Below are 19,218 nucleotides of genomic sequence, written 5' to 3'. Positions count from 1 at the left end.
GCGTCGCGAGGGGGAGCACCGCCCGCCGCAACTCCACGATCTCCCGCTTGAGCAGATAGATCTGTTCCACCGCGATGCGGGTGTCGGGCGTGAACACCAGTTCCTCGAGGTCGTCGATGTCCGGCTGACCCGCGGCGCGGGCAATCCGGTGCCCAAGGAGGTCCGGCGCTACTTCCGGGACGTCGCCGACCATCACACCAAGGTGGCCGAGCGCATCGCGGACTACGACGAGACGCTGAGCACTCTCGTCGATGCCGCGATAGCGAAGGTGACGGTGCAGCAGAACACCGACATGCGCCGGATCTCGGCATGGGTGGCGATCGCGGCCGTACCCACGATGATCGCCGGGATCTACGGGATGAACTTCGACAACATGCCCGAACTGCACTGGGAGCACGGATACTTCGTGGTCATCGGGGCCATCGTCGCGATCACCGTCGGCCTGTTCGTCACGTTCCGCCGCAACAAATGGCTCTGATCACCGCGGCCCGGGAGCGCCTCGCGCCGGTCTCCCCCGACGGGCGCACACCCGGCCCGGCGGTGCTCGCGGCGGCACTCGTCCTGATCGCCCTGCAGCTGACGGTGCGCTCGCTGCTCGCCTTCCGCGGGGAGTTCTACTGGGACGACCTGATTCTGGTCGGACGCTCGGGCATGCACCCGCTGTTGTCGTTCGAACTCCTCGGCTACGACCACGACGGCCATCTCATGCCGGGTGGGTTCCTGGTGGCCGGCGTCGTCACGGCCCTCGCGCCGCTGCAGTGGTGGCCCGCAGCGGCGACGCTGGTGGCCGGCCAGGCGCTGGCGTCGCTGGCCGTGCTGCGCGTGCTGTGGTTGCTGCTGGGGCCGCGGCCGGCGCTGCTCGGCCCGCTGCTGTTCTACCTGTTCACCCCCCTGACGCTGCCGTCGTTCGCGTGGTGGGCGGCGGGGCTGAATTCGCTACCGCTGCAGGCGGCCCTGGCGTGGGTGGCCGCCGACGCGATCCGGCTGGTGCGCACCGGCCGGATCCGCTACGCGCTGAGCGGGACGGCGGTCACCGTCGTCGCGCTGCTGTTCTTCGAGAAGGCGGTGCTGGTGCCGGCGGTGGCCTTCGCGACCGTCGCCCTGATGTACCGGCTGGACGGCCGCCGCCGGCCGGTGCGCACCGCGGCGGTACGCGGGGCGCCGCTGTGGCTCGGCTCGGCGCTCGCCCTCGCCGGGTGGGCGGCCGCCTACCTGTCCCTGGTGGAGTCCCGGTTCGGGGCGCCCACGGCCGACATGGTGCGCGGGCTGACGCACCACGGCGTCTCGTTCGGGGTGCTGCCGACCCTGCTGGGCGGGCCGTGGCGATGGGACCGCTGGAATCCGGGCCCGCCGTGGGCGGATCCGCCGGCCGGGCTGGTCGTGGCGGCCTGGGCGGCGGTGCTCGCCGTCCTGGTGTGGTCGCTGCGGCGGAACCGGCGCACGGGCTGGGTGTGGGCCGCGACGGCCGTCTACGTGGCGGCCTCGACGGCCGCGATGATCAGCACCCGCTTCGGCCCGGACACGACGTACGAACTGGCGCAGACCCTGCGCTACCACACCGACACGGCCGTCGTCGTCGCGATCGCCGCGGCACTGATCCTGCACGCTCCGTCGCGCGGCGACGCGCCCCCCGCACAACCGGCACGACGGCTCGTCGCGGCCGGGTGCGCGGTCACCTTCGCGGCGAGCAGCCTGTGGTCGACGGCGACGTTCGCCCGCACCTGGGCCGACAACCCCACCGGCGCGTACCTGGCCGCCGCGAAGTCCGCGCTCACCGCGCGGCCGGACATGCCGATCCTCGATCATCCCGTCTCGGTGTGGGTGCTCCTGCCGGTCACCCACCCCCACAATCTGCTCAGCCGCGTGTTCTCGCCGCTGCCGGGACGCGCCGAGATCGGCGCCGTCACCACCGAACTGCAGGTGCTCGACGACGGCGGACGGCTGGTGCCGGCGGGTCTCGTCCCGGTGCGGCACGTGCTGCCCGGGCCGGTGCCCGACTGCGGGCATCTGCTCACCGCGTCGACGACGACCGTGCTCCCCGCCGACACCGCGCTGGTGGGCGGGGAATGGACGGTGCAGCTGAACTACCGTGCCTCCGCGGACGGCGAGATCGAGGTGGGCTTCCCCGCCGCGCCACGGGTGCGGGTGCCGGTCACCGCGGGACTGGGCACGGTGTACGCGCGGGTCCCGGGCGCGGGCACCGGGCTGCAGGCCCGCTCCGCGTCGGCCGGGCTCGACGTCTGCCTCGCCGGTGGCCCGATCGGGGTCGTCGTGCCCCGCTGACGGCGCGATTCACATGCGGGCCGGGGCGCGGTTCGGGTCCCGCACGTCGATGCCGGCCTCCGACCACGCCTCGCGCAGCGCAGCGCCGCCGCGCAACCGCTTCCACGCGGCCTCGGTGCCGGTCAGCGGTATCACCTCGAAGAACCGCACCGGGTCGGCGGGCTCGGGCAGCACCAGGTCGGGGACGTCGCTCGGCTCGAGCATCACCGCGGTGAAGGTGGCGCCCTGCCACAGCGGCTCCCCCAGGTCGAGCAGGGCGTCGTCGGTGAGGACGACGCCCTCCACCGCGGGCAGGGCCGCGAGCGTCGCGAGCGTGCGGACCAGTCCCGGGAGACTGCCGCTGAGGCCGCGCACGCTGAGGATCAGCTCGGCGCGCGGCCCGCGGGTCGGGTCGGCGACCGTCGCGGTGGGGTCGCCCATCGGGTGCCGCGAACACCCCAGGGTCGCGAACCGCACCAGGTCCGGCTGTTCCACGCGGAAGCGCAGCACCTCGATGGGTTCGAGGCCGAGGAACGTCACGGACGCCGTCTCCGGCTCGCCGCCCCCGAGGCGGGCGCTGAGATGGGCACGGACGGCGGGCAGCACGGCGTCGATCACCCCTGCAATGTAGACCCGAGGCGGGTCCCGCGCCGCCGGTGCGGCCTGCGCCGATCCGGCCGACCGGGACCCCGTCCGCCGGTACCGTCGTGTAATGGTGCGAGACACCGGCTTCCCCGGCGCCGACGCCGGCGACGACTTCTCCCGGCAGCGGCGGCGCGCCGAGTACGCGCGGCTGATCGCGTGGCTGCGCCGCGAACCCGAGGACGTCAACGCCGTGCTGCCGTTCGACGCCGTGGTGCGGGCCCTCGGCCGGGTCGGGGAACGGCGCCTGGGCCTGCAGAGCATCGACGTGGCCTCGATCGTCGGCAGTGTGGACCGCACCGAGGACTTCGACCGGCGGTTCCGGCCCACGTCGGCGCGGCTGCGCCAGCGGTGGGAGAAGCTGGCCACGGCCCGCCGCCGGGGCGAGGCGGTGCCGCCGATCACGGTGTACCGCATCGGGACGATGCATTTCGTGGTGGACGGGCACCACCGCGTCTCCATCGCCTACGCCCGCGGTGACGCGACCATCGACGCCTACGTGACCGAGATCGTCACCCGGATCTCGCCGGAGGGCGTGACCCAGCACTCGGACCTGATGCGCAAGGACCATTACCGGATGTTCCTCAGCCGGGTGCCGCTCACCGGCAGCCGGCGTGATGCGGTGACCGTCCGGGACCCGTGGGACTACGCGGAACTGGCCGAGTGCATCGAGGCGTGGGGCTTCCGGCTCATGCAGGAGCGCGGCGAGTTCCTCACCCGCGACGTGGTGGCGCAGCGGTGGTTCGACGAGGAGTTCGTACCGGTGGTCGACATGGTGCGGGCGGCGGGGATGCTGCGCACCCGCACCGACGCCGAGGCGTATCTGTGGCTGGCCGGCGAACGGTACCGGCTGGTGCGGCGGCACGTGTGGAACGAGGAGATCATCGAGCGGCTGCGGCGGCGGGCCCCGCGGTGAGCGCACGCCCACCGGTTTGATCCCGGGGCGCCGGAGGTATCCCCGGTCAGCCACCGAGGGCGCCCACCGAACGCCCGGGTGCCTCGGGCCGGTCGAGAAGCATGCCGGCGCCGGTCCACGCTGGGGTGGGGGACTCCATGCGCTCCGTAACCTGGTCGGGAGGACCGGGCCCACGACAGGAGGACACGCTTGACGGCGACCGTGCAGGACGCAGCCGACACGACCGGACCGCGTGACATCCGGGCCGAGCTACGGGCGGCCGCGCGCCGCGTGTTCGGCTGGGAGGAACTGCGTCCCGGCCAGCTCGACGCGATGGAACCGCTGGTGCGGGGCCGGGACGTGCTCGCGGTGATGGCCACCGGATCGGGCAAGTCGGCGATCTACCAGGTGCCGGCGTTGCTGATCGAGGGCACGACCCTGGTGATCTCCCCGCTCATCGCGCTGCAGAACGATCAGATCGCAGGTCTCGACGCCACCTCGGCGCCGGACGCGGTCGCGATCAATTCCCGGCAGCGGGCCTCGGAGACCGCGGCCGCGTGGGAGACGATCCGGGAACGCACCGTGGAGTACGTCTTCCTGGCGCCGGAGCAGCTCGCCAACGACGAGGTGGTGGCCCGTCTCGCCGACGCGCACGTCTCCCTCGTGGTGGTCGACGAGGCGCACTGTGTGTCCGCGTGGGGCCACGACTTCCGGCCCGACTACCTGCGCCTGGCCGACGCGCTCGACCGGCTCGCCCGGCCGCCGGTGGTGGCGCTCACGGCCACCGCATCGCCGCCGGTGCGGCAGGAGATCGTCGAGGAGCTGCGCCTGCGCGACCCGGTGGTGATCGCCAGCGGATTCGATCGGCCCAACATCGATCTGGCCGTCGAGCGGTACACGACCGACGCCGAGAAGCGCCGGGCGGTGATCGAGACGGTCGCCGGACTCGAGACGCCCGGGCTGCTGTACACCGCGACGCGCAAGGACGCCGAGTTCTATGCGGCCGAACTGGCCGAACGGGGGCGGCGGGCGGCCGCGTACCACGCCGGCCTGCCGTCGGCCACGCGCGAGCGGGTACACCACGGGTTCCTCGACGGCGAGTACGAGGTGGTGGTGGCGACCTCCGCGTTCGGCATGGGCATCGACAAGCCCGACGTGCGGTTCGTCGCGCACGCCTCCGCGCCGGATTCCGTGGACAGCTACTACCAGCAGATCGGCCGGGCCGGGCGCGACGGGCTCGAGGCGAAGGCGCTGCTGTTCTACCGGCCCGAGGACCTCTCGCTCGCGAAGTTCTTCACGACCCACCGCCCGGACGAGGAACTGCTCGGCCGGGCGTTCACCGCACTGCGGCGCGCGAAGGCCCCGACGCGACTGAAAGACCTACGCGCCGAACTGGATACCCGCGGCCGGACCCTGACCAACGCGGTCAACCTGCTCGAACGGGCCGGGGTGGTCTCCTCGGGACGCAAAGGGTTCACCGCACGCACCGTCGAGGTGGAGATCGCCGTCCGGCGCGCGGCGGAGGTGGCAGCGGTGGGCGAACGGATGGACCGCTCCCGGGTGGAGATGATGCGCGGCTACGCCGAAACCCGCGGCTGCCGAAGGCAGTTCCTGCTCGGGTACTTCGGCGAGTCGCTGCCCGAACCGTGCGGCCACTGCGACTGCTGCCGCGAGGGGATCCCCGAGAGCCGGCCCGAGCCGGCGAATCATGTTCGTCACGAATCGATTCCGCTGCACACCCGGGTCGTGCACGCGCAGTGGGGCGCCGGCGAGGTGATGAGCGCGGAGACGGACCGGATCACCGTGCTGTTCGACGGATACGGCTACCGCACCCTCTCGCTCGAGGCGGTCGAGGAACACGATCTGCTGCGCCCCGAGAACTCGGAGCCCGAGCCGGAGCCCGACATCGCCTGACGTCCCCCAGGCGGGCCGGGCGGATGCGCCCGGTGGATCCGCCCGCGACTTCGGAATCCGCCCACGCCGCAGCACGGGCGGATTCCGAACCGGCGCGTGGATCCTGCACGGCCCGTCCTGCCCGAGACGGCACAGGGGGCGACGGGCCGCGGCGCTCACCCGACGCTCTGCTGCGCCTTCGCGTAGGCGAACTGCAGGAAGTCCGCGCCGGCCAGGGCCGCGAACAGCCCGGCGACGAGCCGCGTCGGGCGCGGCGCGAAGACCATCCCGATCGTGAAGAAGGTCGCCACCCACACGTCGAAGCAGAACGGGCAGGTGAGCAGCTCCCCGAGGCTGTGCCGCAGGGTGTTCGTTCCGCGCACCTCCTCCGTCACCTCGGCGGGGCCGCCCCGTCCCGTGTACCGGGTGAAGGGCGCCCGCAGGGGGCTGGTCACCGCGTCCTTCGTGACCGTCCGCGACAGCTTGTGCGTGCCCAGGGCGAGCACAATCAGGTCCTCGCCGCTCAACCGGTCGGGCAGCCGCCGGCCGGTCACCAGCGCGCCGATCACGGCGACGGTGACGAGCGTGCTGTACCCGGCAAGGACCGTCGCGTACCCCCGCATCGGGAGGTCCTCACCCGCCGTGTATTCGCGGGCGTGCCTGCGGGCGGTCTCCGCGAGGTCGAGGGACGTGTCGGTCTGATTGCTCATCTGCTGCTCCTGCGGGTAGTTCGGTCCGCCCGCCGGATACCCCGTCCGCGGGCGGGCCACGCCTGCCGCCGCGCGCCTACTGTTCGACGAACCGCACCTCGTGCACTTCGGCGGTCGCAGCAGCGAATCTCGTCAGCCGCAGACCTTCCTTCTCGACCGCCGCGCGCCGGGTGGCTGTCAGTCGCTGCCAGGGGGTCACCTCGAGCACGGCCGAATTCCTCGTGACGATGAGGTTCGCGGCCCCGGCGACGGTCCCGTCGACGAGGAAGGTCGAGCGCACGATGCCGTTCTGCGTCATGATCCGGCGACGGTGCTCGTCGGGGACGATCCGGGTCCGGTCGGCGTGCGAGAGCAGCACGTTGTCGTAGGGCGCAAGGATCCGCACCGGCGCCGGCGTCGCCGGCTCGGGTCGCGGGGCGTCGGGCAGGTCGAACACCTCGACACCGTTCTCGTCACGGAACACCTCGAGCGACGGACGCAACCGCTCGAAGACCTCACCGAGCCGTGTCAGCCCCGACCAGGTCTGCGCGTCGCGCACGCTCGCCGGCCCGAACGCGGCGAGGTATCGCCGGAGGACGACGGCCGGGTCCGCCCGTGCCGGGCCGCGACCGATCCACTCGTCGAGCGGCGTGAGTCTCGGCTGCCCGGAGCGCCCCCACAGCCCCCGCGGCGGCACCTGCACCAGCGGAAGCAGATTCCGCAGCCCGTAGGCGAGCGCGGCCGGGTCGCGGCCGGGGAACCGCTCGGCGAGCAGCGGGCGCAGTTCCTGCAGGCTGCGCGGGCCGTCGCGGAGCAGGTCGCGGCCCACGGCGGCGAGCTCGCGCAGATCCAGCCCCGCCAGACCGGCCGCATACTGGGTGTTGGTGGTCAGGTCCCGGTCCAGCAGCGGCTGGATCCAGTCCCGCAGAGCCACCGCGTCGGCCGCCGAGACGGCGAACACCGTGCCGCGCATGAGCACGATGCGCACCACGTCGCGTGATTCGAGGAGGTCGGCGAGCGCCGTCGGCCGGAACCGCCGCAACCGCGCCCACAGCGCGAAGTAGGGCGGGCTCGGCGCCTGGGCCTGCAAGCCCAGCAGATGCTCGACCAGCTCGATCGCGGGCAGGTCGCCGCGCCGCAGCAGGTGCTGCCGGGCGAGGGTGGCGCGGCCGAGCGCGCGGGCGGTGAGGGTGAGCGGCGTCACGGGGACACCCTGCCACGGCGGTCCGACGGCGGCCCGGGTTTCGCATGTGCCTGGACGGCGAGACCGAGCGTCCGGTAGATGTTTAGTTGAATTTAGTTTCATGTTGCAGCGTCGAGGAGATCCGATGTCCGATCCGAGAGGTGCGCGGCTGCTGGTTCCCGTGCTGTGCTTCATCATCACCACGATCGCCGTGATGCAGACGTCCGTGGTGCCGATCGTCGGCACCATCCGCGACCAACTGGGCGTGAGCACGACCGCCGCCGGCTGGGTGCTGACCGCGAACCTGCTCGCCGCCGCCGTCACCACGCCGCTGCTGGGCCGGCTGGCCGACCTGCGCGGCAAACGCCCGGTTCTGCTCACCGTCCTCGCCGTAGTGCTCGTCGGCTCGCTGCTGTGCGCCGCCACGGACTCGTTCGCGCTTCTGCTTCTCGGCCGGGTACTGCAGGGCGTGTCGTTCGCGTTGTTCCCCGTCGGCATCGCCGTGCTGCGCGCCGAACTGCCGCCGCAGCGGCTGATCGGCGCGATGGGCCTGTTCTCGGGCACGCTCGGCGTGGGTGGTGCGATCGGCATGGTGCTCACCGGCCTGATGGTCTCGGGCGGCGACTACCGCCGGGTGTTCTGGCTGGTGGCGGCGTTCAACGTCGTCGCTTTGCTGAGCGCCTTCCTCGTCGTGCCGAAGCGGCGGCGGGCCGAGGGAGGCCGGATCGACTGGCTCGGCGCGGCCCTGCTCGCCGTCGGCCTGGCGCTGGTGCTGCTCGCCCTGTCCGAGGGCGGAACGTGGGGGTGGGCGGCGCCGCCCACCGTCGCGAGCGCCGCCCTCGGCCTGGCCGTGCTCGCCGGGTGGTTCCTCTTCGAACGGCACGTCGACGAGCCGCTCGTGCCGCCGCGGATGCTCACCCACCGGCCGGTGTTCGTGGTGCACGGCGCCGCGTTCCTCGTCGGCATGGCCATGTTCGTCAGCTTCCTCGCCACCGCATACTTCGTGCAGACCCCGCCCGCCGTCGCCGGATACGGGTTCGGCGCCACCGTGCTCGAGGCGACCGCGGTGTACATGCTCCCGGGCGCGCTCGTCGGTGTGGTCGCCGCGGCACTGGCGGGCCGGCTCATCCACCGGTTCGACGCCCGCTGGGTGCTGATCGGAGCGTGCGTTCTCGGGATCGCCGGCTTCGCCCTGGTGGCGGTCGTGCACGACCGGAGCTGGCAGCTGATCGTCTCCGGCATCCTCGTCACCGCCTTCGTCAGTCTCGCCTATGCGGCGCTGCCGGCGCTCCTCGTCGCCGAGGTGCGCCCCGATCAGACCGGGGTCGCGAACAGCATCAATTCCATCGCCCGCACGGCGGGCAGCTCGCTCAGCAGCGCAGTGGTGACGACATTGCTGGCCACGCTGACCGTCGCCGGCACCGGCGGCGTCGTCCGCGAGAGCGCGTTCGTCGCGGCGTTCGCGCTGGGCGCCGCGGCCGCGGCCGCCGCCGCGGTGCTCGTTCTCGTCGGCGGGCAACCGGCGACGCGTCCGCTCAGCGACCGCGAGGAGGACGAGGTGGAGGCGACGGCCCTCGCCGCCGAATGGGGATCGGTGTCCGGTCTCGCCGCCACGCCCGTCGTCGCGGACGAACAGGCCGAGGCCGCCGCGGCGCGTCGGGGCTGATCGGGCGACGTCAGTCCTGCTCCCGCAGCGCGCGCACCGCCTCCTCCGCCTGCCGCGCCGCGTCCTCGGCCTTCGCGGCGTCCTCGTCGGCCGACCGGGCGGTGCGTCGCGCGAACTCGCGCCGCTGCTCCACCCGGCTCAGCTCCTCGCGCAACCGCGCGACGTGCCCGTCGAGTTCCTCGACCGCCGCGCGTGCCCGCGCCGCCACCGACTGCGCCTCGTCGGCGGTGTTCCGCGCCGCCTCCGCCTCGGCGACGGCGGTCTCCAGGGCGGCGGCGCGCCGGGTGCGCTCGGCCTCGTCCACCTCGGTGTCCGTCCGTGCCGGCGGGGGCGGGACGACCGACAGCCCCACCGGGCCGAAGCCGCTGTAGTCCAGGGGCGCCTCGAGCCGGCCCCCGCGCACCTGCTCGGCCAGATCGGCGTCGGCGAGGGCGGCGTGCAGGGTCTGGCCGACCTCGCGCAGGGCCGCCTCCGACGCCCGCCGGCCATGCTCGGCGGCGAGGCGGGCCGTGGTCTTCTCGAGCGCACCGATCACCCGCCGTCGCTGCGTGGACAGCCGCCGCAGCTCGGACCCGGAGAGCTGGCGCTGCGCGGAGCGCAGGGCGTCGCCGAGCCCGAGCAGGGCCGTGACCTCCTCGGACTTCTCGCGGACGAGCATGTTCACCAGCCAGGCCGACACGGTCGGCTTGCGCAACCGGCCGACGGCCGCCGCGAGCTCGCGGTCTCCGGCCTCACGGGCGCGGGCGACGTGCTCGCTGCGGGCCGCGGTGAACTCGCCCGGATCGAGCCCGTACAGCTCGTCGGCGATGTCGTCGAGGTCCACCGGCCTACTATGCACCGCTCGGTCAGAGGGTGATGTTCTCCCCCGTCGCCTGGTCGAAGAGGGCGATCTTCGCCGGATCGAACCACAGCTGCACGGGCCGGCCCTTCGCGACGCCGGACTCGGCGGGCAGCCGCGCGACCATCGACCCGCCGGCGAGGTCGGCGACGCCGACGTCGGCCGCCAGGTCGTCGAGGTCGCTCGAATGCAGGTCCGGGGACTCGACGGTGAAGTACGCGTACTTGTCCGACCCCATCGACTCGAGCACGTCGACGTCCACGGTGAAGGTCGTACCCTGCTCACGCTGGGCCGGGTCCAGGAGCGCGGCGTCCTCGAAGTGTTCGGGCCGGACGCCGACGACGACGTCACGTCCCGGATTGTGCTTCTGCACGGCCGCCCACCGCTCAGCCGGCAGGGTGAAGTCGCCGATCACGGTGCGCACGCCGTTCGACTCGAGCTGGCCGGCCAGGAAGTTCATCGACGGAGAGCCGATGAATCCGGCCACGAACAGGTTTCTCGGCCGGTCGTAGAGCTCCTGGGGCGCGCCGATCTGCTGCACCAGCCCGCCGCGGAGGACGACCACCCGGTCGCCGAGGGTCATCGCCTCGGTCTGATCGTGGGTGACGTACACCGTGGTGGTGCCCAGCCGTTTCTGGAGGCGGGCAATCTCGGTGCGCATCTGCACCCGCAGCTTGGCATCGAGGTTGGACAGCGGCTCGTCCATGAGGAACGCCTTGGGGTTGCGCACGATCGCGCGGCCCATCGCCACCCGCTGACGCTGCCCGCCGGACAGATTCGACGGTTTGCGGTCGAGATGGTCCGTCAGGTCGAGGATCTTGGCGGCCTCGGTGACCTTCCGCTCGATCTCGTCCTTGGGCATCTTGGCGAGGGTGAGCGGGAAGGCGATGTTCTCCCGCACCGTCATGTGCGGGTACAACGCGTACGACTGGAACACCATCGCGATGTCCCGGTCCTTGGGCGCCTTCTCGTTGACCCGCTCGCCGCCGATGCGCAACTCGCCGGAGGAGATGTCCTCGAGCCCGGCGATCATGTTCAGCGTCGTCGACTTCCCGCAGCCCGAGGGACCGACCAGGATGATGAACTCCCCGTCGGCGATCGTCACGTCCACGTCGCTGACCGCCTTCGCCCCGTCGGGGTAGAGCTTGGTCACCTTGTCCAGCACGATTTCAGCCATCTGGGTCATCCCTTCACTGCGCCGGACGTCAGGCCGGCCACGATGCGACGTTGGAAGATCAGCACGAACACGATGATCGGGATGGTGATGACCACCGCGGCCGCCGCGATCGAGCCGGTGGGCTCCTCGAACTGCGAGGCCCCGGTGAAGTTGGCGATCGCCGCGGGCGCGGTGATGGACCGCTCGGTGGAGGTCAGCGAGATCGCGAACAACAGGTCGTTCCAGCAGAAGATGAACACCAGGATCGCGGCGGTGACGATGCCCGGCGCCGCCAGCGGCGCCACCACCTTCCGGAACGCCTGCCCGGGTGTGGCGCCGTCCATCTTGGCGGCCTTCTCGAGCTCCCACGGGATCTCCTTGAAGAACGCCGAGAGCGTGTAGATCGCCAGGGGCAGGGAGAAGGTGATGTACGGGATGATCAGGCCGGCCCACGTGTCGAACAGCCCGAGTTTGCGGATGATGTCGAAGAGCGGGCTGACGAGGGAGATCTGCGGGAACATCGCGATCAGCAGCGCCACGCCGACGAGGATCTTCTTGCCCGGGAAGTCGAGCCGCGCGATGGCGTAGGCCGCCATGGTGCCGATGACCACCGCGACCACCGTCGCGATCAGCCCGATACCGATGGAATTGATCAGGGCGCTGGTGAACGCGTCGGTGCGGAAGATCCCGCGGTAGTTGTCGAGTGTCCACTCCCGGGGAATGAACCGGCCGTCCTTGATGGTGCCGGCCGGCTTGAAGGACAGGCTGGCGATCCACACGACGGGGATCAGCGCGTACAGCAGGACGAGCAGGTTCACCACCGACCAGCTCAGCTTGCGGCGCGGGGTCTCGGTCGTCGTCATGTCACCGTTTCCCTTCCGGATCGGAGCCCGGTGCGGACGCCCCGAACAGCTTGATGAACACGAACGCGATGATGGCCACGCACAGGAAGATCAGGACGCTGATCGCCGACCCGATCCCGAGGTTGAACGCCTTGAACAGGTTGTCGTATCCGAGGATCGACACCGAGCCCGTGCCGTTGGATCCGCGCGTGAGGACGTAGATGTTGTCGAAGATGCGGAAGGCGTCGAGGGTGCGGAACAGCAGGGCCACCAGGATCGCCGGCTTCATCAGCGGCACGATGATCCTGGTCAGCCGCGTCCATGCGCCGGCGCCGTCGACCTGGGCGGCGCGCAGCAGGTCGTCCGGGACGAGGGCCAGCCCGGCGAGCAGCAGCAGCGCCATGAACGGGGTGGTCTTCCACACCTCGGCGAGCACGATGATCGCCAGCGACGGAAGCTGCTGCGTCAGTGGGGCACTGCCCTCGGGCAGGAGATTCGCGAGGTAACCTGTGCCCGGCGTCCACGCGTAGTACCAGCTGTAGGCCGCGGCGACGGTGACGATGCCGTACGGGATCAGCACCACGGTGCGGACGGTGCCCTTGCCGACGATGGTGCGGTGCATGATCAGCGCCAGTGTCAGGCCGAGGACGAACTCGATCGCCACCGACACGACGGTGATCCCGGCGGTCACGGCGAACGCCTGCCACCAGAACGCGTCGGTGAGGACCGAGACGTAGTTGGCCAGTCCGACGAACTCGCGTTCGTCGGGGAACCGCAGGTCGTACCGTTGCAGGCTCAGCCAGACCGCGTACCCCACCGGGTAGGCCGTGACGGCGAGCATCAGCAGCGCCGCGGGTGCGACGAGCCACAGCCCGAGCCGGCGTTCGGCCTTCTTCCCTTCGGAGAGAAGGGCTTTCTCGCGCCGGGACGGTGCGGTCCGGGCGCCCTCGGCCGGCGGGACGGGTCTGGTTGCGGGCGTGGTGGTCACGGGATCAGCCCTTCCGAATTGACCGCCTTGCGAACCTGTTCCGCGAGTTCGTCGACCGTGCGCGGCGGATCGATCCGGTCGACCGGGTTGAGCGTGGCGGTGATGAGCGTCGAAATGCTCTGGTAGGCGGGCGAGACCGGGCGCACCGCCGCGTTCTCGAGGCTCTCGCGCACCTCCCGCCAGACGGGGTACGCCTGCTGGAACTCCGGGTCGTCGTAGAGCGAGGCGAGGGTGGGCGGAACGCCGCCGTCGACGGCGTTGTTGCGCTGGTTCTCCTCGTTGCGCAGGCACTGCATCGCCTCGAACGCCAGGTCGGGGTTGCGGGTGGTGCGCGCGACGGCGATGTTGAACCCGCCGATGGTGACCCGTGCGGGCGTGCCGGCGATCACCGCCGGGTACGGCGCGGGGAGGAAGTTCTGCTCGCCGTTCACCGTCAGCACCGTGTTTCCGGTGTTCTCGGCGGTCACGTTGCCGTTGTCGTCGATGGAGGGCAGGAAGCCCTTCTCGGCGTTCTCGAGGATGCCGGGGTAGACGAACGGCCAGTTCACCTGGAAGGCGGCCTTGCCGCTCTCCATGCCCAGGCGGGCGGCGGCCTCGTCGGACTGGTTCAGCGACGGGTCCGCACCGGGCGCCGTCGCCACGCGCTTCATGATGTCGAGGGCCGTCACGGCGGCGTCACCGTCGGCCACGGTGACGGTGGTGCCGTCCTCGGCGACGACGGATCCGCCCGCGCTGGCGAGCAGGGTGTTGAACCACACCATCAGGCCCTCGTACTGGCGGGCCTGTACCCCGATCCAGCTGGGCCGGCCCTCGTCCGCGAGCCCGCTCGCGATGTCGATCATCTCGTCCCACGTCTGCGGCGGGCGGCCGCCGGGCATCAGGTCCTTGCGGTACCAGAGCAACTGGGTGTTCGTGTTCAGCGGAGCCGCGTACAGGGTGTCCTGCCACGTCGCCGAGGCCAGCGGCCCGGCGAGGGTGCCCTCGGACACCGAGGCCGCGACGTCCGGCGGCAGCGGCAGCGCCCATCCCGCCTCGGCGAACTCGGCCGTCCATACCACGTCGAGGGTCATCAGGTCCAGCGTGTCGTCCTCGCCGGTGAGCCGCCGCGCGAGCTGCAGCCGCTGGTCGTCGGCGCCCTTCGGCAGGGTGCGCTGCTCGATCGTGTACCTGCCGCCGGCGGCGGCCGTGCAGTTCGCCGCCGCGGCGGCGTACTGCTCCGCACCGTCGGCGGCGGTGTAGAAACTCAGTACCGTCCCGCTCGACTCGCTGCCGCACGCCGCGACCGACGACAGCGCGAGCACCGCCGCGGCACCCACCAGTCCGACCCTCACCGCCCGTCTCCGCACCGCAGCCTCCGCCCGTCGTCCAGCGCGACGGTGACTTCCGTCACACTTGGTGCGAACGTAACGCACCGGGCGCCGGCGCGCGACCCAACTGCCGCCCGGAGCGGAACTGTGATCGAACGGTTTACAACGCGAGCTTGGCGAGCAGGTCCCGGGCCCGTTCGGCGTTGCGCGGCGCGCACAGCACGTCGTAACGGCCGGCCACCAGCTGCATCGTCGACGAGAAGTCACGCTGGCCGCGCGTCGCGGCGTACGGGATCGTCGTGGAGATCAGGCCGAAGACGATCCCGCCGACCATGCCGACGAGCAGGGGGCCGAGGAAGTCGGTCGAGAAGATCCCGAGCAGCAGGCCGAAGAACAGACCGAGCCAGGCGCCGGAGGCGATGCCGCCCCCGATCACCTTCGCCCACGTCAACCGGCCGGTGACCCGCTCGACCTGCATGAGGTCGACGCCCACGATGGTGACGTCCTCGACCGGGAAGGACTGGTCCGAGAGGTGGTCGACAGCCCGCTGCGCCTCGGCGTAGGTGGTGTACGAACCGACCGGCCAGCCGCTCGGCGGAGTCGGCAGGCCCGGCGTGGCGCGTCCCGGCTGTCCGAGGGGGTTGGTCATCTTCGGCTCCTTCTCGTGACTGCGCGCCCCGATCCGGCGCACCTGTCCATTCTGCCCGTGTGCGCCTTCGGCGCCGGTGCGTCCTTTGGGTTGTTTCCGCCGCCCGAAGGACGCACCGGCGGCGCAGCCGCCTACTGCGGCGGCTCGAACTTCGTGGTGCGGGTCATCCCGGCCGCCCGGCCCTTCGCGGAGATCACCAGCGCCATCTTGCGGCTGGCCTCGTCGATCATCTCGTCCCCGAGCATCGCGGCGCCGCGCGCGCCGCCGGCCGCGGAGGTGTGCCACTCGTAGGCGTCGAGGATCATCTCGGCCTTGTCGTAGTCCTCCTGCCGCGGGCTGAAGACCTCGTTCGCGGCGTCGATCTGGCTGGGGTGCAGCACCCACTTGCCGTCGAAGCCGAGGGCAGCGGTCCGCTGCGCCGAGCGCCGGAACGCCTCGACGTCGCGGATCTGCAGGTACGGCCCGTCGATCGCCTGCAGGCCGTGGGCCCGGGCCGCCATGAGGATGGTCATGAGGATGTGGTGGTAGGCGTCGCCGCGGTCGTAGCCGTCGGGCTGCTCACCGACGACGAGGGTGCGCATGTTGATGCTCGCCATGAAGTCGGCCGGGCCGAACACCAGGGTCCGGACGCGCGGGCTCGCCGTGGCGATGGCGTTGATGTTGGTCAACCCGAGTGCGTCCTCGATCTGCGGTTCGATGCCGATGCGGCCCACCTCGAGGCCGTGGGCCTTCTCCACCTGGGTCAGCAGCAGATCGAGCGCCTGCACGTGGCTCGCGTCGGGGACCTTCGGCAGCAGGATCGCGTCGAGGTGCGCGCCGGCGCCGCCCACCACGGTGGCGACGTCGAGGTAGGTGGCGTCGGTCGTCCAGTCGTTGACCCGCACCACCTTCAGCTGCTCGCCCCATCCGTCCTCGTTGAGGGCCTCGACGATCGTCGTGCGGGCCTGCTCCTTCGCCAGCGGGGAGACGGCGTCCTCGAGGTCGAGGAACACCTCGTCGGCGGCGAGGCCCTTGGCCTTGTCGATCATCTTGCGGCTGCTGCCGGGAACGGCGAGCACGGACCTTCGGGGCCTGAAGTCGAACGACATGGGCTGGGCAGACCTCCGTGTTCCGAAATCGACGACCGCACGTTCTAGCCTGACCATCATGGCAGCAGTGAGCAAGGTATTCGCGGCGAGGCTCGCCGGTCTGGTGGTCCTCGGGCCCGACGGCGAGTCGATCGGCCGGGTGCGCGACGTCGTGCTCACCATCCGGATCGGCCGGCAGCAGCCCCGGGTGCTCGGCCTGGTCGTCGAACTGCCAACGCGCAAGCGAATATTCGTGCCGATGCTGCGGGTGACGGCGATCGAGCCGGGCGCCGTCACCCTGAACACCGGCAACGTGAGCCTGCGCCGGTTCACGCAGCGGCCGACCGAGGTGCTGGCGCTCGCGCAGGTGCTCGATTCGAAGGTCCGGGTCGACGATCCCGAGCTGGGCGAACTCGCGGGCGTGGACGTGGTCGTCGTCGACCTCGGCATCGAACTGACCCGCACCCGGGACTGGCTGGTCTCGCGGGTGGCCGTGCGCGCGCACCGCGGCCGGCTGGGCCGGAGGTCCGCGATCCACGTCGTGGACTGGCAGCACGTGCACGGTCTGACCTACACCAACCTCGGGATGCCCGGCCAGGGCGTCTCGCAGCTGCTGCTGCAGTTCGAGGACATGCGCGCCGCCGACGTCGCGAACGCGCTCCGCGAGCTGCCGGAGAAGCGCCGGCACGAGGTGGCGGTCGCGCTGGACGACGAGCGGCTCGCCGACGTCGTGCAGGAGCTGCCCACCGACGACCAGACCGATCTGCTGATGCACCTCGAGGTGGAACGCGCCGCGGACCTGCTCGAGGCGATGGATCCCGACGACGCCGCGGATCTGCTCGGTGAGCTGCCCGACTCGGAGGCCGAGTCGCTGCTCCGCCTGATGGATCCGGAGGATTCGGAGCCGGTGCGGCGGTTGCTCGAGCACTCCCCCGACACCGCCGGCGGCCTGATGACCCCCGAGCCGGTGGTGCTCACCCCGGCGACGACGGTGGCCGAGGCGCTGGCCCGGGTCCGCGACCCGGACCTCACGCCGGCGCTCGCGTCGATGGTGTTCGTGGTGCGGCCGCCCACCGCGACCCCGACGGGCAAGTACCTGGGCTGCGTGCACCTGCAGCAGCTGCTCCGGGAGCCGCCGGCCGGCCTGGTGGGCGGGATCGTCGACAACGACCTGCCGCGACTGGACCCGGACGACTCGCTCACCGCGGTCACCCGGTACTTCGCGACGTACAACCTGGTGTGCGGGCCCGTGCTGGACGACGAGGGGCACCTGCTCGGTGCCGTGACGGTCGACGACGTGCTCGACCACCTGCTGCCCGAGGACTGGCGCGAGGAGGAGGCCGACGATGAGTGACCGATCCGCCGTGGCCCGGCAGCGCCTCGACACCCCCCGCACCGGCCGCTTCCGGGTCAACTTCGACGTCGAGGCCGTCGGGCGCGTCAGCGAGTCGATCGCCCGGTTCCTCGGCACCGGGCGCTATCTGGCCATCCAGACCGTCGTGGTGATCGTGTGGATCCTGCTCAACGTCTTCGCCGTGACGCTGCAGTGGGACCCGTACCCGTTCATCCTGCTCAACCTCGCGTTCTCCACGCAGGCCGCCTACGCCGCGCCGCTGATCCTGCTCGCCCAGAACCGGCAGGAGAACCGGGACCGGGTCTCCCTCGAGGTGGACCGTGCCCGCGCCGCCCAGACCAAGGCGGACACCGAGTTCCTCGCGCGTGAGCTGGCGGCGCTGCGGCTGGCCGTCGGCGAGGTGGCCACCCGCGACTATCTGCGCCGCGAACTCGACGATCTGCGCGCACTGCTGATCGAGCCGGAAGAGGAGGACACGGCAACGACGACGGCCGGTAAACCGCGCCCTCCCCGCCGCTGAGACGTGACTCGCTGTAACGTTCATCACAGCCGGTCGATGGTGTCGGTGGGGTAACGGTCCGCGACGAGTAGGTCTGTGGGGTGATGGCGTGCGCTGGCAGGGTCTGATCGCGGTGCCGGTGGTGCTCGGCGCGGGGTTCGCGGCGGTCGCGTCGTCGCCGGCGACGGTGGCCGCGACGGAGAACACGGAGCCGGTCGCCGTGACGGCGGCGGACGGCAGCACCGGGATCGGGGTACTGCCGGCGGATCCGGCGTCGCCGCGGCCCGTGCGCGGAGCCGCGAGCACGGCTCCCGATCCCGCCGCGGACCTACCGCCCGCGGTCACGGTCGCTCCCGGACAGCCGTCACCCGTGATGGCCGGTGAGGGCCCCCTGGCGATCCCCGAACTGGTGCTCTACGCGTACCGGGCGGCCGAGATGCAGCTAGCGATCAGCGAGCCCGGGTGCGCGCTGCCGTGGCATCTGCTCGCGGCGATCGGACGGATCACCTCGCAGCACGCCGATTCGGGACGCACCGACGTGCTCGGCACCCTCACCACCGCGCGCGTGGCCCCCGGGACCGGCAGGCTCGGGCCGATGCAGCTACCCCCGGCGGTGTGGTCGCAGTTCTCGGCGGACGGCAATGCGGATGGCGCCGCCGACCCGCAGAACGTCTTCGACGCCACCCTGGCGGCCGGCACCTGGCTGTGCTCGGACGACGCTCGCCTCGCCGAGCCCGACGCCCGCGCCCGGGCAGCGGCCCGGTTCGACCCGTCGCCCGAGTTCGTCTCCAACGTGCAGGCCTGGTCGGCCGCCTATGAGAAGGGCGCCGCGGTCTCGCCGGGGATCGTCGTGCCACCCCCGATGCCGTCGGCCACGCCGGCCGTTCCGGCCTCGCCGAACACCGTCGACGTCGCCGAGACCGTCCCGGCTCCCGTCGCCGGGACCACCGGTGCGCCCCCACCGGGGCCGGTCCCGGCGCCCGCGGTCGAGCCGGACCCCGCCCCCGCGCCGGTCGTCGGGACACCGCCGCCCGCGCCGGTGCTGCCGCCGCTGCCGTGTCTCGTCCCGGCGCTGTGCCCGGCGCCGCCCGTGCCCTGATCCGGTCACGACTCGATCTCCCCGTAACCCCCCTGCCACCGTATGCCCAGCTCAACGCGTTACATCACGGTAGGGTAACGGAAATGCATCACTTCATGTATGGTCGATACCGCCATGTAACGAAAGCGTCTCGGGGTAGGCGCCCAGGAGGTATCGAGTGGGCCGGCACAGAAAGCCTTCGGAGTCCAA

General features: G+C 71.7%; 17 protein-coding genes and 2 pseudogenes. 8 read left to right on the top strand and 11 right to left on the bottom strand.

The window, feature by feature from the left end; translation table 11 throughout:
* Window positions 1-115 (bottom strand): annotated as a pseudogene (locus tag AIIKEEIJ_RS02260) (magnesium transporter); the annotation flags it as partial.
* A gap of 6 nt (window positions 116-121) precedes the next feature.
* Between AIIKEEIJ_RS02260 and AIIKEEIJ_RS02255 the strand changes: the two are divergent.
* Together AIIKEEIJ_RS02255 and AIIKEEIJ_RS02250 are read left to right on the top strand one after the other, a co-directional pair.
* Window positions 122-478: pseudogene (locus AIIKEEIJ_RS02255) on the top strand (CorA family divalent cation transporter); the annotation flags it as partial.
* On the top strand, window positions 469-2,283 hold the full coding sequence (locus AIIKEEIJ_RS02250) for a hypothetical protein (protein ID WP_161994846.1): 1,815 nt from the start codon (window positions 469-471) through the stop codon (window positions 2,281-2,283). The pseudogene AIIKEEIJ_RS02255 and the gene AIIKEEIJ_RS02250, both read left to right, overlap by 10 nt.
* A gap of 9 nt (window positions 2,284-2,292) precedes the next feature.
* On the opposite strand, the gene AIIKEEIJ_RS02245 is transcribed toward AIIKEEIJ_RS02250, so the two are convergent.
* Window positions 2,293-2,880, bottom strand: a complete 588-nt coding sequence (locus AIIKEEIJ_RS02245) for a suppressor of fused domain protein (protein WP_006938753.1) — start codon at window positions 2,878-2,880, stop codon at window positions 2,293-2,295.
* A 94-nt stretch (window positions 2,881-2,974) separates the two neighbouring features.
* On the opposite strand from AIIKEEIJ_RS02245, the gene AIIKEEIJ_RS02240 reads away from it, so the two are divergent.
* Complete coding sequence (locus AIIKEEIJ_RS02240; protein WP_006938754.1) at window positions 2,975-3,820, top strand: ParB N-terminal domain-containing protein; 846 nt, start codon at window positions 2,975-2,977, stop codon at window positions 3,818-3,820.
* A gap of 189 nt (window positions 3,821-4,009) precedes the next feature.
* Window positions 4,010-5,713, top strand: a complete 1,704-nt coding sequence (locus AIIKEEIJ_RS02235; protein ID WP_161994845.1) for a RecQ family ATP-dependent DNA helicase — start codon at window positions 4,010-4,012, stop codon at window positions 5,711-5,713.
* Between the two features lie 155 nt (window positions 5,714-5,868).
* Here AIIKEEIJ_RS02235 and AIIKEEIJ_RS02230 read toward each other — a convergent pair whose 3' ends face one another.
* Together AIIKEEIJ_RS02230 and AIIKEEIJ_RS02225 are read right to left on the bottom strand one after the other, a co-directional pair.
* The gene (locus AIIKEEIJ_RS02230) at window positions 5,869-6,402 is read right to left on the bottom strand and encodes a DUF1360 domain-containing protein (protein ID WP_006938758.1); all 534 of its coding nucleotides are present in this window, start codon (window positions 6,400-6,402) and stop codon (window positions 5,869-5,871) included.
* A gap of 76 nt (window positions 6,403-6,478) precedes the next feature.
* Window positions 6,479-7,585 carry a DNA glycosylase AlkZ-like family protein gene (locus AIIKEEIJ_RS02225; protein WP_161994844.1) on the bottom strand — a complete coding sequence of 369 codons (1,107 nt, stop codon included), beginning with the start codon at window positions 7,583-7,585 and terminating at the stop codon, window positions 6,479-6,481.
* Window positions 7,586-7,709: 124 nt separating this feature from the next.
* On the opposite strand from AIIKEEIJ_RS02225, the gene AIIKEEIJ_RS02220 reads away from it, so the two are divergent.
* Window positions 7,710-9,230: an MFS transporter gene (locus AIIKEEIJ_RS02220; RefSeq protein WP_161994843.1), complete on the top strand. Its 1,521-nt coding sequence runs from the start codon at window positions 7,710-7,712 to the stop codon at window positions 9,228-9,230.
* 10 nt (window positions 9,231-9,240) lie between these two features.
* On the opposite strand, the gene AIIKEEIJ_RS02215 is transcribed toward AIIKEEIJ_RS02220, so the two are convergent.
* From AIIKEEIJ_RS02215 to AIIKEEIJ_RS02185, 7 genes are all read right to left on the bottom strand, one after another.
* Entirely contained in the window at window positions 9,241-10,053 is an 813-nt protein-coding gene (locus AIIKEEIJ_RS02215; protein WP_161994842.1) for a hypothetical protein, read from the bottom strand.
* A gap of 22 nt (window positions 10,054-10,075) precedes the next feature.
* A complete protein-coding gene (locus AIIKEEIJ_RS02210) occupies window positions 10,076-11,245 on the bottom strand; it encodes an ABC transporter ATP-binding protein (RefSeq protein WP_029542482.1) in 1,170 nt (389 codons plus the stop codon).
* A 5-nt stretch (window positions 11,246-11,250) separates the two neighbouring features.
* On the bottom strand, window positions 11,251-12,087 hold the full coding sequence (locus tag AIIKEEIJ_RS02205; RefSeq protein WP_006938767.1) for a carbohydrate ABC transporter permease: 837 nt from the start codon (window positions 12,085-12,087) through the stop codon (window positions 11,251-11,253).
* Between the two features lies 1 nt (window position 12,088).
* On the bottom strand, window positions 12,089-13,054 hold the full coding sequence (locus AIIKEEIJ_RS02200) for a carbohydrate ABC transporter permease (protein WP_006938769.1): 966 nt from the start codon (window positions 13,052-13,054) through the stop codon (window positions 12,089-12,091).
* Window positions 13,051-14,385: an ABC transporter substrate-binding protein gene (locus AIIKEEIJ_RS02195; RefSeq protein WP_043799262.1), complete on the bottom strand. Its 1,335-nt coding sequence runs from the start codon at window positions 14,383-14,385 to the stop codon at window positions 13,051-13,053. The genes AIIKEEIJ_RS02200 and AIIKEEIJ_RS02195 overlap by 4 nt, the downstream gene beginning before the upstream one ends.
* Window positions 14,386-14,521: 136 nt before the next feature.
* A complete protein-coding gene (locus tag AIIKEEIJ_RS02190; protein ID WP_003936099.1) occupies window positions 14,522-15,010 on the bottom strand; it encodes a general stress protein in 489 nt (162 codons plus the stop codon).
* 131 nt (window positions 15,011-15,141) lie between these two features.
* Window positions 15,142-16,098 carry an HpcH/HpaI aldolase/citrate lyase family protein gene (locus AIIKEEIJ_RS02185; protein ID WP_029542478.1) on the bottom strand — a complete coding sequence of 319 codons (957 nt, stop codon included), beginning with the start codon at window positions 16,096-16,098 and terminating at the stop codon, window positions 15,142-15,144.
* A 58-nt stretch (window positions 16,099-16,156) separates the two neighbouring features.
* On the opposite strand from AIIKEEIJ_RS02185, the gene AIIKEEIJ_RS02180 reads away from it, so the two are divergent.
* The 3 genes from AIIKEEIJ_RS02180 to AIIKEEIJ_RS02170 all read left to right on the top strand — a co-directional run bounded on the left by AIIKEEIJ_RS02180 (window position 16,157) and on the right by AIIKEEIJ_RS02170 (window position 19,029).
* On the top strand, window positions 16,157-17,431 hold the full coding sequence (locus AIIKEEIJ_RS02180; RefSeq protein WP_029542476.1) for a magnesium transporter MgtE N-terminal domain-containing protein: 1,275 nt from the start codon (window positions 16,157-16,159) through the stop codon (window positions 17,429-17,431).
* Window positions 17,424-17,951, top strand: coding sequence for a DUF1003 domain-containing protein (locus AIIKEEIJ_RS02175; protein ID WP_161994841.1), 528 nt, complete (start codon window positions 17,424-17,426; stop codon window positions 17,949-17,951). The genes AIIKEEIJ_RS02180 and AIIKEEIJ_RS02175 overlap by 8 nt, the downstream gene beginning before the upstream one ends.
* 88 nt (window positions 17,952-18,039) lie before the next feature.
* Entirely contained in the window at window positions 18,040-19,029 is a 990-nt protein-coding gene (locus AIIKEEIJ_RS02170; protein WP_161994840.1) for a hypothetical protein, read from the top strand.
* Window positions 19,030-19,218 lie beyond the last annotated feature (189 nt).

Source organism: Rhodococcus sp. YH1 (assembly GCF_009939605.1).
Taxonomy (GTDB): domain Bacteria; phylum Actinomycetota; class Actinomycetes; order Mycobacteriales; family Mycobacteriaceae; genus Rhodococcus; species Rhodococcus aetherivorans.
The sequence above is the reverse complement of the archived record's forward strand: the minus strand, read 5'-3'. Positions and strand labels throughout refer to the sequence as shown.

Excerpts from the sequence above, each read along its gene's own strand:
- AIIKEEIJ_RS02250 (WP_161994846.1), top strand. The coding sequence starts at position 469 with ATGGCTCTGATCACCGCGGCCCGGGAGCGCCTCGCGCCGGTCTCCCCC.
- AIIKEEIJ_RS02240 (WP_006938754.1), top strand. The coding sequence starts at position 2,975 with ATGGTGCGAGACACCGGCTTCCCCGGCGCCGACGCCGGCGACGACTTC.
- AIIKEEIJ_RS02230 (WP_006938758.1), bottom strand. The coding sequence starts at position 6,402 with ATGAGCAATCAGACCGACACGTCCCTCGACCTCGCGGAGACCGCCCGC.
- AIIKEEIJ_RS02220 (WP_161994843.1), top strand. The coding sequence starts at position 7,710 with ATGTCCGATCCGAGAGGTGCGCGGCTGCTGGTTCCCGTGCTGTGCTTC.
- AIIKEEIJ_RS02210 (WP_029542482.1), bottom strand. The coding sequence starts at position 11,245 with ATGGCTGAAATCGTGCTGGACAAGGTGACCAAGCTCTACCCCGACGGG.
- AIIKEEIJ_RS02205 (WP_006938767.1), bottom strand. The coding sequence starts at position 12,087 with ATGACGACGACCGAGACCCCGCGCCGCAAGCTGAGCTGGTCGGTGGTG.
- AIIKEEIJ_RS02190 (WP_003936099.1), bottom strand. The coding sequence starts at position 15,010 with ATGACCAACCCCCTCGGACAGCCGGGACGCGCCACGCCGGGCCTGCCG.
- AIIKEEIJ_RS02185 (WP_029542478.1), bottom strand. The coding sequence starts at position 16,098 with ATGTCGTTCGACTTCAGGCCCCGAAGGTCCGTGCTCGCCGTTCCCGGC.
- AIIKEEIJ_RS02180 (WP_029542476.1), top strand. The coding sequence starts at position 16,157 with ATGGCAGCAGTGAGCAAGGTATTCGCGGCGAGGCTCGCCGGTCTGGTG.
- AIIKEEIJ_RS02175 (WP_161994841.1), top strand. The coding sequence starts at position 17,424 with ATGAGTGACCGATCCGCCGTGGCCCGGCAGCGCCTCGACACCCCCCGC.